12 protein-coding genes and 3 tRNA genes are annotated in these 15,693 nt (G+C 48.1%); 13 read left to right on the top strand and 2 right to left on the bottom strand.

The genetic code is table 11. From position 1 onward, the window contains the following. Positions 1 to 11: 11 nt before the first annotated feature. Positions 12 to 1,280 carry a hypothetical protein gene (locus NXS08_RS06315; protein ID WP_259138589.1) on the bottom strand — a complete coding sequence of 423 codons (1,269 nt, stop codon included), beginning with the start codon at positions 1,278 to 1,280 and terminating at the stop codon, positions 12 to 14. A 79-nt stretch (positions 1,281 to 1,359) separates the two neighbouring features. On the opposite strand from NXS08_RS06315, the gene serS reads away from it, so the two are divergent. From serS to NXS08_RS06285, 6 genes are all read left to right on the top strand, one after another. Continuing rightward, positions 1,360 to 2,622, top strand: coding sequence for a serine--tRNA ligase (gene serS, locus NXS08_RS06310; protein ID WP_259138587.1), 1,263 nt, complete (start codon positions 1,360 to 1,362; stop codon positions 2,620 to 2,622). Continuing rightward, positions 2,619 to 3,530: an HAD-IIB family hydrolase gene (locus NXS08_RS06305; protein WP_259138585.1), complete on the top strand. Its 912-nt coding sequence runs from the start codon at positions 2,619 to 2,621 to the stop codon at positions 3,528 to 3,530. Before serS ends, NXS08_RS06305 begins: the two co-directional genes overlap by 4 nt. Before the next feature lie 111 nt (positions 3,531 to 3,641). Then, the gene (locus tag NXS08_RS06300; RefSeq protein WP_259138582.1) at positions 3,642 to 5,735 is read left to right on the top strand and encodes a pyruvate formate lyase family protein; all 2,094 of its coding nucleotides are present in this window, start codon (positions 3,642 to 3,644) and stop codon (positions 5,733 to 5,735) included. A gap of 88 nt (positions 5,736 to 5,823) precedes the next feature. Continuing rightward, positions 5,824 to 6,072 carry an autonomous glycyl radical cofactor GrcA2 gene (grcA2, locus tag NXS08_RS06295; protein ID WP_259138580.1) on the top strand — a complete coding sequence of 83 codons (249 nt, stop codon included), beginning with the start codon at positions 5,824 to 5,826 and terminating at the stop codon, positions 6,070 to 6,072. Between the two features lie 45 nt (positions 6,073 to 6,117). Then, positions 6,118 to 7,008, top strand: coding sequence for a pyruvate formate-lyase-activating protein (gene pflA / locus NXS08_RS06290; protein ID WP_259138579.1), 891 nt, complete (start codon positions 6,118 to 6,120; stop codon positions 7,006 to 7,008). Positions 7,009 to 7,056: 48 nt separating this feature from the next. After that, positions 7,057 to 7,692 (top strand): GntR family transcriptional regulator, encoded by a 636-nt coding sequence (locus NXS08_RS06285; RefSeq protein ID WP_259138578.1) that lies wholly within the window; start codon positions 7,057 to 7,059, stop codon positions 7,690 to 7,692. Positions 7,693 to 7,992: 300 nt separating this feature from the next. Here the strand turns inward: NXS08_RS06285 and NXS08_RS06280 are convergent. Further along, positions 7,993 to 8,082: transfer RNA gene (locus NXS08_RS06280), tRNA-Ser, on the bottom strand. Between the two features lie 174 nt (positions 8,083 to 8,256). Here NXS08_RS06280 and NXS08_RS06275 point away from each other — a divergent pair. The 7 genes from NXS08_RS06275 to NXS08_RS06245 all read left to right on the top strand — a co-directional run. Then, positions 8,257 to 8,346, top strand: a tRNA-Ser gene (locus tag NXS08_RS06275). 254 nt (positions 8,347 to 8,600) lie between these two features. After that, positions 8,601 to 9,569, top strand: coding sequence for a metal ABC transporter solute-binding protein, Zn/Mn family (locus NXS08_RS06270; protein WP_259138576.1), 969 nt, complete (start codon positions 8,601 to 8,603; stop codon positions 9,567 to 9,569). Between the two features lie 106 nt (positions 9,570 to 9,675). Further along, a complete protein-coding gene (locus tag NXS08_RS06265; protein WP_259138573.1) occupies positions 9,676 to 10,416 on the top strand; it encodes a metal ABC transporter ATP-binding protein in 741 nt (246 codons plus the stop codon). A gap of 1 nt (position 10,417) precedes the next feature. Further along, positions 10,418 to 11,455, top strand: a complete 1,038-nt coding sequence (locus NXS08_RS06260) for a metal ABC transporter permease (RefSeq protein WP_259138571.1) — start codon at positions 10,418 to 10,420, stop codon at positions 11,453 to 11,455. 13 nt (positions 11,456 to 11,468) lie between these two features. Further along, on the top strand, positions 11,469 to 12,353 hold the full coding sequence (locus NXS08_RS06255; RefSeq protein ID WP_259138569.1) for a metal ABC transporter permease: 885 nt from the start codon (positions 11,469 to 11,471) through the stop codon (positions 12,351 to 12,353). Positions 12,354 to 12,467: 114 nt separating this feature from the next. Next, positions 12,468 to 12,540, top strand: a tRNA-Arg gene (locus tag NXS08_RS06250). Between the two features lie 491 nt (positions 12,541 to 13,031). Then, positions 13,032 to 15,693, top strand: a 2,662-nt coding sequence (locus tag NXS08_RS06245; RefSeq protein ID WP_259138566.1) for a DUF5979 domain-containing protein, incomplete at its 3' end; no start/stop codon positions are given.

The raw sequence follows: 15,693 nt of genomic DNA, 5'->3' as shown, positions 1-15,693 counted from the left end.
CGGATTTTACCTTATTTTAATTCCCCTGAGGTTAGAAGCTCAATATCGTAGCCTTCTAACCGGATGCGCTGATCAACGTATAAAAGCGTGTGGAAACTGGTGTAAAGAGGGACGGTTATGAAAGTAGTGATTGCGTTGAAGATGAGGGGGATAAAAGCCAGTGCTCCGGCGGCAAATGCTGGATTATTCACTAGGAATAAAGGTATAGAGAAAATTACACTGAAGGGACCAAGGAGCAAGGAAAGCCCGATATTAAGCGCAAACATGAAGATCAGTCCCAGAGCTACTAGACGTAAGAAACCTTTGTTAGATAGCTTCCAGGCGCGTTTTATGCTGCTAAGCACACCCAAATTAGTAGTTACAGAAATTGGTTGTGCGAAAACGAACTTCATGTATAAACCGTAAGAGAAAAGCGCGATTAGTAAGAAAGCGAATATAGAGAAAATTATTGCAGTTAAAATATCGGAACTTGTAGCGGAATTTATGAAGATAGCCAGTAGAGCCACTGAGCTGATGCCTATAACCACGCCGGTGGTTAAAGACACGATCAGTGATGTCAAAAGGGAAACTCCAAGATATTTCCATAAATTGGGTTTAAACGCAGCCCAGGTTTCACTGATGGAAATTTTCCTGCCTTTAACTGCCTCAATTGTGACAATCGAGAGTGGTCCGGAAGAAAGAGAGGTGGCGAGCAAAATTGGAAATAAATTAATTCCCAAAATTGAGCTTGCAGCTAAGTTGGGGCTATTTTCATCGAGTGATTGCACCAGGGGCACACCTGAGACTATGAAAAAGAAGGTGCTGAAAATTATACCAATAACGATGATTAGCCCGGGGATTCCTAAGGTGGGCTTAGGGTTGTAGCGCAGTAGTGAAAGGGCCCCTGAAAAGAGGTCGCCTAATTGCAGCGGGCGAATTGGAATAATTCCTGGTTTTGCTTGTGCCCACGTGAAGTTACCTGGGCGGACTGTTGCTTGCGTATTACCCTCGGAGCCGTAACCATTTGGATAACCGTATCCAGGTTGTGCGGTAGTGGAATACCCGTATCCAGGTTGTGAGGTAGTGGGATACCCGTATCCAGGTTGTGTTAAATCCGCGGGTGCGTAACCACTTGGGGTGGGGGCTGTTTGCCCATAACCTGGCTGAGACCCTGGTTGTGCAGAGGTGGGCTGTCCGTATCCAGCCTGAGGAGAATTTGTTAAGTTTGAGCTATCAGCGGAGCTTTCTCCCATCGTCCAGCCACTAGGCTGCGGAGTTTCTTCCGGATGTGTATCGCTCATGGTCTTCTCCTTCACGTCTTTGCTCAAATTAAGGATAGCAATGTTATTAAAAATTAGTTAGAAGATGTAATCTATAAACATGATTGACATTAAGGCACTTCGCGAAAACCCAGAACCAGCCCGCCAATCGCAAATCGCTCGTGGAGCAGACCCTGCGTTGGTGGATCAAATTCTTGCTGCAGATGAGCTGCGCCGTGAGACGCTGAGAGAATTTGAACTTAAGCGAGCAGAGCAAAAAGAAATTTCCCGTTCCATTGGGAAAGCTGCCCCCGCTGAAAGGCAAGCGGTTTTAGCACAGGCCCAGGAGCTTGCTAAAGAAGTTAAAGAACTGGAAGCGCGCGCTGACGAAGCAAATCAAAAAGCGGAAGAGCTGATTCGGAAAATTCCTAACGTCATTGTGCCTGGCGTGCCGGTAGGAACTGAAGAAGACTACGTTGTCTTACGCGAAGAAGGAACTGTCCGTGAGTTTGACTTTGAACCAGCCGACCACCTGGCATTAGCGGAAGGCCTCCAAGCAATCGACATGAAGCGCGGCGCAAAAGTATCAGGATCGCGTTTTTACTACCTAACTGGGATTGGCGCTCGTTTAGAACTGGCACTACTGACCATGGCGTTAGATCAGGGGTTAAAGTACGGTTTCACGCCTTTAACTACTCCCACTTTAGTGACCCCAGAGATTATGGGGGGAACCGGGTTCTTAAATGAACATTCGGATGAAATCTACTATCTTCCCGCAGATGACCTCTATTTAACTGGAACTTCTGAAGTTGCGTTGGCGGGCTATCACAAAGATGAAATTTTGGAGTTAAACGGAACTGCGCAACGCTACTTAGGTTGGTCTACCTGTTACCGGCGTGAAGCTGGTTCAGCTGGAAAAGATACCCGTGGGATTATTCGCGTACACCAGTTTAATAAGGTAGAGATGTTTAGTTTCTGCCCGGTTGAAGAAGCGGAAGCAGAACACGCTCGTTTCTTAGCTTGGGAAGAAGAAATGCTTCAAAAAATGGAACTACCTTACCGAGTTATTGACACTGCTGCCGGCGATTTGGGGACTTCCGCAGCGCGAAAGTTCGATTGTGAAGCATGGTTACCCACACAAAATCGGTGGATGGAAGTTACCTCCACTTCTAACTGCACCACTTTCCAGGCGCGTCGCTTAAATATTCGCGAACGCACCGCGGAGGGCACACGGATTGTTGCTACCCTAAATGGCACGTTGGCAACAACCCGCTGGCTGGTAGCCTTCTTAGAAAATCATCAAAATGCGGACGGTTCTATCTATGTTCCAGTAGCTTTGCGCCCCTACCTGGGTGGCGTTGAAAAACTGGAGCCAACTGCGTGAAAAGAACTTTCCTAACCCCTCCACCTTCGTCACTTCCCTATGTTCCTTTTGAGACGCAAGTGGAGGGGCTTTTGGTAACTCTTCCGCCGGATCTTCCCACTACTGCTTCGGAATTGCTGGTTGCTTTGGATGTTGATGGCACTCTTTTAACTAAAGAGGGCGTGACGGCAGCAGTGAAGTCTCGGATGAAGATACTTTCTGAAGCGGGGGTAAAACTGCTTATTGCCACAGGACGTGGAATAGCGGGAACTAGAAACATTCTTGACGAATTGGGATTAGCTACCGGCTGGATAGTGGCCTCAAATGGGGCTCTTCTTTTAGAGGTAGAAGACGGAGAAATTAGAGTTGTTGAAGCAACCTTGTTTGAAGGCAGTGAAATAATTGACCAGGTTTTAAAGAATGTTCCAGAGGCGACGATAGCCACCGAAGGAAAAAACTATAGGACTTTGGTCTTGGAGGGGTTTCCGGAAGATGAAATCTTCGGAGAGTGGGAATCCGCTCCCCCAGAGGTGCTGCGCGACGCCCTCGTAACAAAAATTATTGTCCGCATGCCCCACCTCACCCGTAAGGAATTTAAACAAAAAATCAAGCAACTTGACCTGTCAAACTACCAGCATTGTATGGGCTGGACAGCCTGGATGGACATCATGAAAAAAGGTGTTACCAAAGCCAGCAGATTAGAAGAAATGCGTGAAAAACTGGGCGTTTCTCACTTAGGGACCATCTCAGTTGGAGACGGAAGGAACGACATTCCCATGCTGCAGTGGGCGCACTATTCAGTAGCCATGGGCGGAGCTCCTCGGGATGTAATAGAAAGTGCAAAAGCGGTCACCGGGCCAGTAGAACATGACGGCGCCGGAGCCGTTTTAGAAGCCTTAATTCGACACCTAAAACTACCCGCAGAATGAAGTGTGATATACGCACAAATCTTGTAATCACGTTGGGTAAAAACAGGTAAGAGCGTAAAATTCAAGATATAGGGTAATCCTAACGTAGACCCAAAGGAGATATACGTGAGCATGAATCAGAAGCGGGAACTAACCGACATCGAAAAGGAATGCTGGGAGGGATTTGCTACCGGCGCCTGGACTGATGAAATCGATGTCCGCGAGTTCATCCAATTAAACTACCTGCCCTACGAAGGGGATGAAAGTTTCCTCTCAGGACCAACTGAAAAAACCCTGCGCGTATGGCAAACCCTGGAAAAGGACTACCTCTCAGTAGAACGCGAAAAGCGCGTCTACGACGTAGACACGGACACCCCAGCAGACGTAGACGCATTCCCTGCCGGATATATCTCAGAAGATGACGACGTAATCGTAGGTCTACAAACTGACGTGCCACTAAAGCGCGCCATGATGCCAAACGGTGGCTGGCGTATGGTTGAAACCGCAATCCGCGAAGCCGGAAAAGAACCAAACGAAGACATCAAAAAGATCTTCACCGAATACCGCAAAACCCACAACGACGCAGTATTCGACATCTACACTCCCCGCATTCGCGCTGCCCGTTCCTCACACATCATCACCGGCTTGCCAGACGCATATGGCCGTGGTCGTATCATCGGAGACTACCGCCGCGTAGCCCTCTACGGCGTAGACCGCCTCATCGAACTAAAAGAACGCGACAAAGACCTGGTAGCCAACCAGCCATTCTCAGAACACTGGGCACGCTACCGCGAAGAACACTCAGAGCAAATCAAAGCTCTAAAGAAGCTAAAGTCCATGGCTGCACGCTACGGCTATGACATTTCCCGTCCGGCAAACACCGCACAAGAAGCCGTACAGTGGACCTACTTTGGCTACCTAGCTTCCGTGAAAAGCCAAGACGGCGCCGCCATGTCCATTGGACGTCTCTCAGGCTTCTTCGACATCTACTTCGAACGCGATTTCAAACGCGGTATCCTAAACGAAGAAGGCGCTCAGGAAATCATCGACGCGCTGGTAATCAAACTGCGTATCATTCGCTTCTTACGCACCATCGACTACGACGCAATCTTCTCAGGCGACCCCTACTGGGCAACCTGGTCAGATGGTGGCTTCGGTGAAGACGGACGTTCCTTAGTAACAAAGACCTCCTTCCGTCTCCTGCAGACCCTGGTAAACCTCGGTCCCGCCCCAGAACCCAACATCACTCTCTTCTGGTCTGAAAAACTACCTGAAGGATACAAGCGTTTCTGTGCACGTATCTCAATCGAAACATCTTCAGTCCAGTACGAAGCTGACGAACAAATCCGTTGCCAATGGGGCGACGACGCAGCCATCGCCTGCTGCGTATCCCCCATGAAGATCGGTAAACAAATGCAGTTCTTCGGCGCTCGCGTTAACGCAGCCAAAGCACTGCTGTACGCCATCAACGGTGGACGCGACGAAGTCTCAGGCAAACAGGTAGTAAACGGATACGAACCAATCAAGGGTGACGGCCCACTGGACTTCGACGAAGTTTGGGAAAAATACGAAGACATGCTCGACTGGGTAGTCGGCACCTACGTAGAAGCCCTTAACATCATTCACTACTGCCACGACCGTTACGCATACGAAGCAATGGAAATGGCCCTCCACGATTCCGACATCATCCGCACCATGGGTTGCGGTATCGCCGGACTATCAATCGTAGCGGACTCACTCTCAGCAATTAAATACGCGAAGGTAACTCCAGTACGTGACGAAACCGGTCTGATCGTAGACTACGTAACCGAAGGAGAATTCCCGGTATACGGAAACGACGACGACGCAGCAGACGACATTGCTGCCACCATCGTTCACACCGTCATGTCAAAGATCAAGTCCATCCCGATGTACCGCGATGCAATCCCCACCCAATCCGTACTAACCATCACCTCAAACGTGGTTTACGGAAAAGCAACCGGGTCTTTCCCATCCGGACACCGTGCAGGCACCCCATTCGCCCCAGGTGCAAACCCAGAAAACGGCTACGACACCCATGGAATGCTAGCTTCCATGCTCTCCGTCGGTAAACTCGACTACAACGATGCGTTGGACGGAATATCCCTAACCAACACCATCGTGCCATCTTCACTGGGACGCAACCTGGACGAACAAATCACAAACCTAGTCGGCATCATGGATGCTGGATTCATCAAGAAGGGCTGAACCAAACAGACCTTCCAACAAACAAAACGGGATTAGAAAACCGCCCTCGGAAAATAATCCCACCCACCCACAAAATAGGAGAAGAACAATGGCAACCTCATTCGAAGACCGCCTAGCATCCATGAAGGCAAACCGCGCTGCCACCGGTGGTGTAAAAGGCCTGTACCACGCAAACATCAACGTGCTTAACAAGGACACCTTGGTAGATGCCATGGAAAACCCAGAAAAGTACCCACAGCTAACCGTCCGCGTGTCCGGCTACGCAGTTAATTTCGTACGCCTCACCCGCGAACAGCAGCTGGACGTTATCTCCCGTACCTTCCACGACGGTATGTGATAACTACTTTTCAACCTAAAATCTAAATAAAGGATCGGGACAGTAATGACTTCTGAAAACTCATCTTTCACCGGAGACGGGTCAACAGGAGAATACCGTCCCGATCCTTTAGATTATGAAGTTCCCCGCGTAAAAGGTGCCGGCCTGGCCGGAGTAGAAAGCGCCGGAGAACTCAGCCACCACGAACACCTAATGGCAGTTCGCGCCGGCGAAATTGGGTCAATCCACTCTTGGGAACTGGTAACCGCAGTAGACGGCCCCGGAACTCGCATGACCACATTCTTAGCCGGCTGCCCCTTACGCTGTCTCTACTGCCACAACCCCGACACTATGAAAATGCGTGACGGTACCGCCGTCTACGCAGAAGAAATTATTAAACGGATCGAACGCTACGCACCCGTATTCAAAGCTTCCCACGGAGGAGTTACCTTCTCTGGTGGCGAACCCCTCATGCAACCAGCTTTCTTAGGGAAACTACTAGCCGCAGCTAAAGAACGCGGCATCCACACCGCCATAGACACTTCCGGGTTCTTAGGAAACCACGCTTCAGATGAACTGCTGGCAAACGTTGATCTGGTCCTATTAGACGTAAAAAGCGGTATTCCAGAAGTCTACGAAAAAACTACCGGCCGGCAACTAGAACCCACCATTGCCTTCGGACAACGCCTCTCCGACATGGGTAAACCCATCTGGATCCGCTTCGTCCTGGTCCCCGGACTAACCGACTCACCCGAAAACGTAAACGCCGTAGCAGACATAGTTGCAAAATGGGCCAGCGTTGAACGCGTGGAAGTCCTACCCTTCCACCAAATGGCAAGAGACAAATGGGCGGAACTAGGTATGGAATATCAACTAAAGGACGTGCAGCCGCCCTCGAAAGAAGCCACTGAAGCTGCCCGAGAAGTATTCCGCTCCCGCGGACTGCTTGTATTCTAAAGTTAATCCCCAGCACGCATCTTATCGGAACCAAATTTAGGAGGAACTATGCCAAACCTAAATGAGAGACCACCATCATTAGCCAGCGTAGTTTACGATCGCCTGAAGCAAATGATCTGCAATAAAGAGATTCTGCCGGGAGCTCGACTAATTGAAAGAAACCTGGCGAAAGAGCTGGAAGTATCCCGCGTCCCCGTTCGCGAAGCACTACTAATGCTCCGCAAAGACGGTCTGGCTTTCGACAAGCCCGAAGTGGGGCTTTGCGTAGTAGAAGTAAACGCGGAAGAAAACTGCGAATATCATGAAGTGCTCACCGCTTTAGACACCCTGGTAATCCGCCTAGTCTATGAAAACCTAACCGACGAAACTTTAACTAAACTGGATGAAAACCTGGCCAAAACACGGCAAGCCCTGGAGAACCAAGATTCCGAGGGCGCTTTAGAAAACTGCTTTACATTCCACCGGCTACTCAGAGAAACCACCGGCAATCAGTACCTGATCGAAACCTGCCAGCAAACCGAATTCCTAATGACCTGGCACCTGCCAAAAGCAGAACTGGCGCAAATCAACTACGAAGCACATAAAGAAATAGTGCAGGCCCTCAAAGCAAGAGACAAAAAAGCCCTCTACGTAGCGTTCCTAAAATACAACCGGCAACTAGGCGAGTACTTAAGCGAGTTTTGAGCGAGAGCTGCAGTAAAACTGGTTTGGAAAATGGAAAGTAATAAGTAACTTTACTTTCATTGCTTTCTCATCTACCCACCTGCTTCGCACAGTTCTATTTAAATATCAAGAACGCAATCTTTTCCGCAAGAGCCTAACGATTCCAGCAATTAAAGAACTCATTCAAACGGGAACTATTAACTAAAAGTATTCTAGTGTCATATGGGATCCCGCCTTCCCTTTAATAGAGCAAGGGGACTAGAAACTATAAATTCACTGTAGAACGAAAAACCCCGATATTTCAAAGAAATATCGGGGTGCTGGCGGAGATGGCGGGATTTGAACCCGCGAGGGGCGAACACCCCAACCTCCTTAGCAGGGAGGCGCACTAGGCCACTATGCGACATCTCCAGTACCTTTATAGAGTACCGAAAACTCACGAAAATGCCAAACAGACAATCGCATAAGGTACGGAAAAAACAACTGAGATAGGGAAGTTACTTCCGGAAATATCAGTGAAAGGTTCCTTTAAGTTTGGCATCAAGAACAAATTTCGATAGAATATGAGAGCTTAGCAATAAGCCTGGAGAGTTGACAGAGCGGCCGAATGTGACGGTCTTGAAAACCGTTGTGTCTTTACGGGCACCAAGGGTTCAAATCCCTTACTCTCCGCCAAATAAATCCCGAATCGCAAGTGAAACGCGGTTCGGGATTTTACGTTTTATACAGCTGCGTCTGGTTAAGAGCGGAATCCTTTTTAAGATATGCGCGCATTAAAGAAATACGCCTCTTTGAATAGCCGCGCGGATATCTTTGTGAACAAATGTCAGATAGAAAAGCTACAAAAAAGCCAAAAGACCTAGTTAGGCAAGCCTATCCTAGCTAAGATTTTAGAGTGTAGTTATTCGCTCTAAAAGAAAGCTAAACTAATGCGTACCCTAAAAACATGGAAACATACCCTGGCAGCAGGCTTAATCGCAACCTTAACTTTCACTATGGCAGCTTGCTCCACCGCCGGAAAAACCCCGGAAGCAGGAAAAGACGCTAAAGCCGACAAAAAACTAACCATCGTGGCAACCACCGGATATCTAGGTGACGCAGCCCGCAACATTGCACCAGATGCAGAAGTAATCGTTCTAGTTGGGCCAGGGGGAGACCCACACACCCAACCACTAACCACCCAAGACACCGAAAAGCTCAATAGTGCAGACGTAGTTCTGTGGACCAGCCACGACATGGAACACCAAATGATGGGGCAGCTAGAAAAACTCGGTGACAAACAGATAGCCGCCGCTGAAGCCATTCCAGAAGCAGATCTGCTTCCTTGGGAAGAAGACGGTGTAGTTGAAGGTCACGACCCACACGTATGGAACTCCCCAGATAGCTGGAAGTACGTAGTTACCGCCTCCGCGAAAAAGATCGCAGAAATTGATAAAGAAAATGCGGATACCTACCTAAAGAATGCTGAAGCATACAACCAAAAAATTGACGAAATCAAGGCAAAGGCAAAAACAGAACTGGATAAGATCCCAGCAGAAAACCGTGTTCTGATCACCGGACACGACGCATTCAACTACCTGGGTAAAGAATTCAACATCGAAATCCACGCCACCGACTTCGTTTCTTCTGAAGCACAAATTACCGCAGCTGACCTAGATGAACTAGCTAAACTAATCGCAGAAAAGAAAATCCCCGTCATTTTCCAAGACAACCTGGCTAACCCAGGGGCAATCAAGCACCTCAAGGAAGCCGTAAAAGCAAAGGGCTGGGAAGTAGAAATCTCTGATAAAGAACTCTACGCAGATTCATTAGGTGAAGCCGCTCCAGTAGACACCTACCTGGGAGTGTTTGAATACAATGTTAATGCGATTGTAGAAGCCCTCACCCCCAAAAAATAAACTAAAGCATTAAACAAAAACACGTAACGGTGATACTCCACCTCAGAACGCAGGCGGAGTATCACCACTTAAAGCCCCAAAGCAGTTGCGAACAGAGGAATAGCAAATGAAAACTCCGGCAATGCCCTTAACCGTCAGTAAACTAACGGCCGCCTACCATGACCGCATCGTACTACACGACGTAAATATTGAACTTCCAGCCGGAGAAGTAATGGCCATCCTAGGGGCAAACGGAGCAGGAAAATCAACCCTAATCAAAGCAACCTTAGGTTTAGTACCACCCTTAGCCGGAGAAACAAAGTTTTTTGGCACAACCCTAAACAAAGCACGCAAACAGGTAGGCTACATGCCCCAAAGCGCCGACGTAGACTGGGACTTTCCCACCACAGTTTATGACGTAGTCACAATGGGAACCTACGGAAAACTCGGCTGGCTAAAGCGAAGCGGACAAAAAGAAAAAGAACTGGTTGAAAAAGCAATGGAAACGGTCGGAATCACCGATTTAGCTGACCGGCAGATCAGCCAACTTTCCGGCGGACAAAAACAACGCACCTTCATGGCCCGAATCCTGGCACAAGACCCAGACCTCTACATCATGGACGAACCCTTTGCCGGAGTAGACGTAGCCAGCGAAAAAGCGATTGTAGGCGCCCTCGGAAAACTAAAAGAAGCCGGAAAAACACTCCTGATAGTGCACCACGATCTTTCAACCGTAAAAGACTTCTGCACCTACGTAACCCTACTAAAAGAAGGGCAAGTAATCTCCAGCGGCCCGCTCGCGGAAGCATTCACCACAAATAATATCCACCGCGCCTACGGATTCGACCAAATCGACCTGGGAGAATAACGTGACTGCCTTCTTCCTAAACTGGATTGTCACCCTAGACGGTGCCATCTCCCTTAGCGAGTTTCTCACAAACTACACTTTCCGCACCATGCTAATCGGCACCACCCTAATCGGTTTAACTTCCGGCGCACTGGGGTGCTTCCTCTACCTGCGGAAACAATCCCTAATCTCAGACGTAATTGGGCACAGCGCAATCGCCGGAGTCATGCTGGCATTCATTATTGCCGCTGGCATCCTAAATATTGAGGGCCGCTCCATGCTAGTCCTCACAATCGGCGCAGTTATCTCAGCAACAATTGCAGTCCTGATTTCCAACTGGGTAACTCAAGACTCACGCGTCAGTATCGACGCTGCCATGGCAATCAGCCTCTCCCTCTTTTATGGAATCGGCATGGTGCTAATGCGCCAAATCACTCGTTCTTCTTTACAAGGGCGCGGCGGAATCGACAAATATATGTTCGGAAATGCCGCCACCTTACTGGAATCCGACCTTTATACCATTGGTTTCTTCGGTGGCTTGGCTCTGCTGATCATGCTCATCTTCTGGAAAGAGTTTAAAGTATTCACCTTCGATCCCGTACTCGCTACCCAAATGGGATTCAACCCAAGGATTCTCAACCCACTGATGATGGGCGCAGTTACCATCGCGATCGTCATAGGCGTGAAAGCCGTTGGGCTAATCCTCATGATCGCTTTTGCAATTATGCCTGCCGCTGCAGCGAGACAATGGACTAAACGGCTTTCCTCAATGGTGCTGCTTTCAGCACTAATTGGCGGTTTCTCAGGAGCCGTAGGATCTTACCTTTCCGCTAACTTAGGAAGAGTCCCCACCGGCCCGATCGTAGTGATTATCCTCTTTACGATTTTCCTAGTTTCCTTAACCTTTGCCCCCGAACGTTCCGTGCTGCGCCGTCTGGTAATGAGACGAGCAAAAGCGAAAGAACTAGAAGCAATCGTACGCGGAGAACTGTCCTATGAAGATGCGCGGGCATTAAATAATCAGCCCGAGTTTCGTAACCAAAAAACTATGGGACGCTAAGTAAGGAAGTATCATGTCGTTTATTTTTTCTGTGGCGCTGCTAGCAGTAGTTACTTCTTTGACTTGCGCACTTCCAGGAACTTTCCTGGTGTTACGTCACCAAGCCATGCTAATTGACGCAATGAGCCACGCGGTACTTCCCGGAATCGTGATTGGCGCCTTACTTTCGGGCAGCACACATTCTCCACTGATGATTGTTTTAGCATCAGCCATGGGAATGCTGGTGGTAATTGGTGCAGAAAAACTACGGAATACTGGGTTAATCGCGGGGGACGCAAACCAAGGACTTATCTTCCCAGTTCTGTTGGCGATCGGGATTATCCTGCTTTCCACAGTTTTGCAGAGCGTACACATTTGTGAAGATACGGTGCTCACGGGTGACATTAATTTAATGGCACTGGAACCGGAACATATTATTGCGGGGTCCTTAGATTTTGGTCCGCGTACCATGTGGATAATGCTGGGAGTTTTCGCTCTAAACTGCCTTTACATTGGAGTTACTTTCCGGATTTTGAAGTTGGCTACTTTTGATCCGCTTTTGGCTCGTACAATGGGCTTTCCTGTTCGCTTAGTAGAGTATGGTTTGATGCTGTTAGTTTCAATGACCGTGGTGGTTGCTTTCGATACTGCCGGAGCGATCCTGGTGGTGGCATTAATGGTGGTTCCTCCAGCTACCGCACTTTTGCTGGCGCGCACCCTCCCGCAGATGATTATGCTGAGTCTGGGAATTGCTGTGGTTACGGCTTTAGTTGGGTTTTGGATCGCTCTTGAGTTTGACTTGGCGACCTCAGCAATGATGTCAGTTGTTGATGGGCTGGTATTTTTAGTTGTTTTCGTGGCAACTAAACAGTGGACACGGTTTAAGGGGCAGCGGGCATTGCACCGGTTGGCTGCGTGAGGTTTCGGTCGAATACTTTTCGAGGGCGCCAGTAAGTGTGTTCAGCGATACAGTGAATTGATTTTGTGTTTTCGCGCTAACGGTATTAGACTAATATAGTCAGTTGATGACAATGCGCTCGTAGCTCAATGGATAGAGCATCTGACTACGGATCAGAAGGTTGGGGGTTCGAGTCCCTTCGAGCGCGCAGCAGACCCCGTCGGTGAGACCCACCGGCGGGGTTTAGCATATGCGTAAACAGTTACCCAGGTTGGGTTTTTCTAGCCGCACCTGCAATGTTGGTTTGGTGAAAATATAGAATCTACCATAAGTGGGGCAATTCATAATCCGCTTAATAGAGCGGTTATTTTGCAAAAAAGTAAAAAATTTGAATCTTTTAGTAAGTTAAATAAACGTATTTAAAGATATAAGCATGGTTTTTTATGGGAAACTGATTTTCTTAAGAAAATCGGTGAGGCCGTGAATGCTATAGGAATGTTAGTCCCATCTATTTACGATAACTGTATCTACAAATATAATGGATTTGTATTGTGTCTAAAAAGGAATCAGTTTATTTAAAATATAATCTCCCCATATTTAATCAAGTAAGTTGAATTTGAGCCCCTTCATATTAGGCAGATAGTAAACCTTAAATGGCGAGCATGGCATGAAAAACATGTTATTTACGAAAGGAAGTACATGTCATTGGGAAATAAAAACAGATTACTAGCTGTTTTTGCTGTAATCACACTCATTTTAGGGGGTGTAGTAGGATTTGTTGGCCTCACCCCAAGTCATGCTGCTCCAAACCCGGGAATTAAAGTTAAACCTTCCGGGCTAGTACGTTTTGACCCAAGTGGTAAAGTCCTTGAAGGACCCATCCCATTAAACGAGACCGGGCTATTGTCTTTTGAATGGGATGCCCGAGGCGTAGACATTAAATCAGGAGATTCATTTTCCGTTAACTTTGGGGAACACTTCAGCACTCGTGTTCCAGGAGTCAGCTTTCCTCTAAAAGTCTCAGGTAAGGTAGTGGGTACCTGTGTTACCGGAGCTGATGATTTCGTCTGCACCTTTAATGATGAAATTGAAAGTGTATTAGCTCTGCATCCAGAGGGCGTATTCGGTAAAGGCAAGATGCACATCAATGCCGATAAAGAAACTGACGCTGATCATGTAGACATGAACTTCAACGGAACTGTATTACCAGTTACGCTTCCAGGTGGCGGAGGGATCGTAGCGCCACCAAAACCACCTTTTACCCCTACAAAATTCGTTAAATTCTCTACTGGTATGAGTGAGAAATCAACTGCAGGTAACTGGTACATTGGTTTCTCAATTGATGAGTTGAATAAAGTTCGCGTAGAACAAGGACTCCAGCCAATTCCAACTGACGGGAATCCAGCAACTATCGTGCTGGAAGATTCCGTAGGGCCGAAGCAAAAGTTCAGAAGCTCAGGTGAAGGGGTAGAAGCCTCACTGGCTGTGAAAAAGATTGACGGCTCAACCGTAGTTCTTTCCCAAATCGACAAGAATCGACCAGTAGAAACTCCTGGTTGGTCTTTGGAAGTTGAGAAGAATGCGCCAGCTACCTACGCAAAGGTAACCATCTCCGGAGCTTTCGAATCCGGCGTAAACTACCAGCTGTATTTGCCAGCAAATATTACCGACCTACCAGCGCAACCAGGGTACGAATACTCAAATAGCGTCAAGGTAGAAGGAATGGATCTGAGCTCTGAAAATTCTCGTTCCTTCGCAGAATCCTTTGCTATCGATATCGAGATGGTACAAAACTACGGTTTGTTTAACGTAATGAAGAGCCTGGGCGGAAATGCTTCCGGACTAGTTCCTAATGACACCACTTACCGAGTAATCGCTAAGTACCGTTTCCCAGATAATAAAACCGCAGATGATTATCAAACTAACGGGGGACCGTACCGTTACCCAGGTACCTTGGACGCTGACAAAATGGGTGGCTCAGTAGTGCTTGAGCTAAGCCCAGGGAAGAAAGGCTACCCCAAAGGGCAGCTTCCCGGCGAAACAGATCCTGTAATCGCGCTACTGCCAGTTGGAACTACCGTTACTTTGGAAGAAGATGTTACTGCCCTTCCAGCTATCAACGGCTTGGAATGGCAAACACCAGAATTCAAGGTTGAAAACAAAGTGGCTAACACTTTGGTGATTAAGAATCAGGCAGACGAAAACGTTACTCTAACAAACCGCGCTATTTTCACCACCAAGCAATTCTCCATTAAGAAGGTTGTCGAAGGTATTCCTGCCGGCGGAGCTAACCAACCTTTCTTCTTCAAGTACGTTTGTGACAGCGGAACTACCGGACGAGTACAGGTAATGGCAGATGGGGTAGCACACCTCGTCGACGCTCACGTACCAGCAAGCGACCGATGTGTCATCAGCGAAGAAGCAGAAAAGACAGTTATTCCCGGATACGCTCTGGTATCTGTCCCTTCTCCAATCGCTTTGGACATGACCGATGCAAATCCAGTAGCTGATTTCACCAACGTTTACACTCCAGGTGCTCAAGTTTCTGTAACTAAGACCGTTGAGGGTATTAATGAAGGCGAAATCTTAGGTAAAGCATTCCCCTTCACTTTGGAGTGCACCAGTGGCGCAGATAAGTTCACCGAAAAGGGTCAAGTAACCCTGGGTGGAAAATGGACTTCTAAAGTGCTTCCAGTTGGTAGCAACTGTACTGTTACCGAAGATATGGCCGTAGCACAGGTTCCCGGCTATAACCTAGCTTCTCAACCAGTTCAAGTAACCCTCGCTGCCGGCACCCCGGTTGCAGAAGTTGCAATGCATAACGTTTACAAACAAAAAGTTGGCAATATTCAAGTAACTAAGATTGCTAATGGGTTTGAAACTGATGCTGAACGCGACGCTAAAGAGTTCCCAGTTACCGTTAGCTGTTTACTGCATGACGATCAGACACTGATGTTAAAGCACGGACAGCCACAGACCGTTACTGGCATCCCTGAAGGTGACATCTGTACCATCAGCGAAAATAAAGCTGCAATTGAAGTACCCGGTTACTCTTTGGCAGATCCAGTAATCGACCAGCCAAAGATCACCGTAGTAGAGGGTCAAGACCATCAGGTGACGGTAACAAACACCTACACCCGTAACCCAGGTTCCCTGGCTATCAAGAAGGTGCTAGAAGTTCCTGCGGGTGCAGCGTTTGCTAACGATACTTTCACCATTAACTACACCTGTGACGCGGATGGTTTCCGTGATAAGACGGTGACCTTAGCAAATAATGCGCAGGAAGTTATCAACGGTATTCCACACGGAACCGTATGTACCATCAGTGAAGTTGCTCCGGACTTCGATGGCCACAATAAGA

The organism is Gleimia sp. 6138-11-ORH1 (assembly GCF_024814355.1).
Classification (GTDB): domain Bacteria; phylum Actinomycetota; class Actinomycetes; order Actinomycetales; family Actinomycetaceae; genus Gleimia.
The sequence above is the reverse complement of the archived record's forward strand: the minus strand, read 5'-3'. Positions and strand labels throughout refer to the sequence as shown.

Bases quoted from the DNA above. Each gene is read 5' to 3' on its own strand.
- NXS08_RS06315 (WP_259138589.1), bottom strand. From the start codon at position 1,280: ATGAGCGATACACATCCGGAAGAAACTCCGCAGCCTAGTGGCTGGACG.
- serS (WP_259138587.1), top strand. From the start codon at position 1,360: ATGATTGACATTAAGGCACTTCGCGAAAACCCAGAACCAGCCCGCCAA.
- NXS08_RS06300 (WP_259138582.1), top strand. From the start codon at position 3,642: ATGAATCAGAAGCGGGAACTAACCGACATCGAAAAGGAATGCTGGGAG.
- grcA2 (WP_259138580.1), top strand. From the start codon at position 5,824: ATGGCAACCTCATTCGAAGACCGCCTAGCATCCATGAAGGCAAACCGC.
- pflA (WP_259138579.1), top strand. From the start codon at position 6,118: ATGACTTCTGAAAACTCATCTTTCACCGGAGACGGGTCAACAGGAGAA.
- NXS08_RS06285 (WP_259138578.1), top strand. From the start codon at position 7,057: ATGCCAAACCTAAATGAGAGACCACCATCATTAGCCAGCGTAGTTTAC.
- NXS08_RS06270 (WP_259138576.1), top strand. From the start codon at position 8,601: ATGCGTACCCTAAAAACATGGAAACATACCCTGGCAGCAGGCTTAATC.
- NXS08_RS06265 (WP_259138573.1), top strand. From the start codon at position 9,676: ATGAAAACTCCGGCAATGCCCTTAACCGTCAGTAAACTAACGGCCGCC.
- NXS08_RS06255 (WP_259138569.1), top strand. From the start codon at position 11,469: ATGTCGTTTATTTTTTCTGTGGCGCTGCTAGCAGTAGTTACTTCTTTG.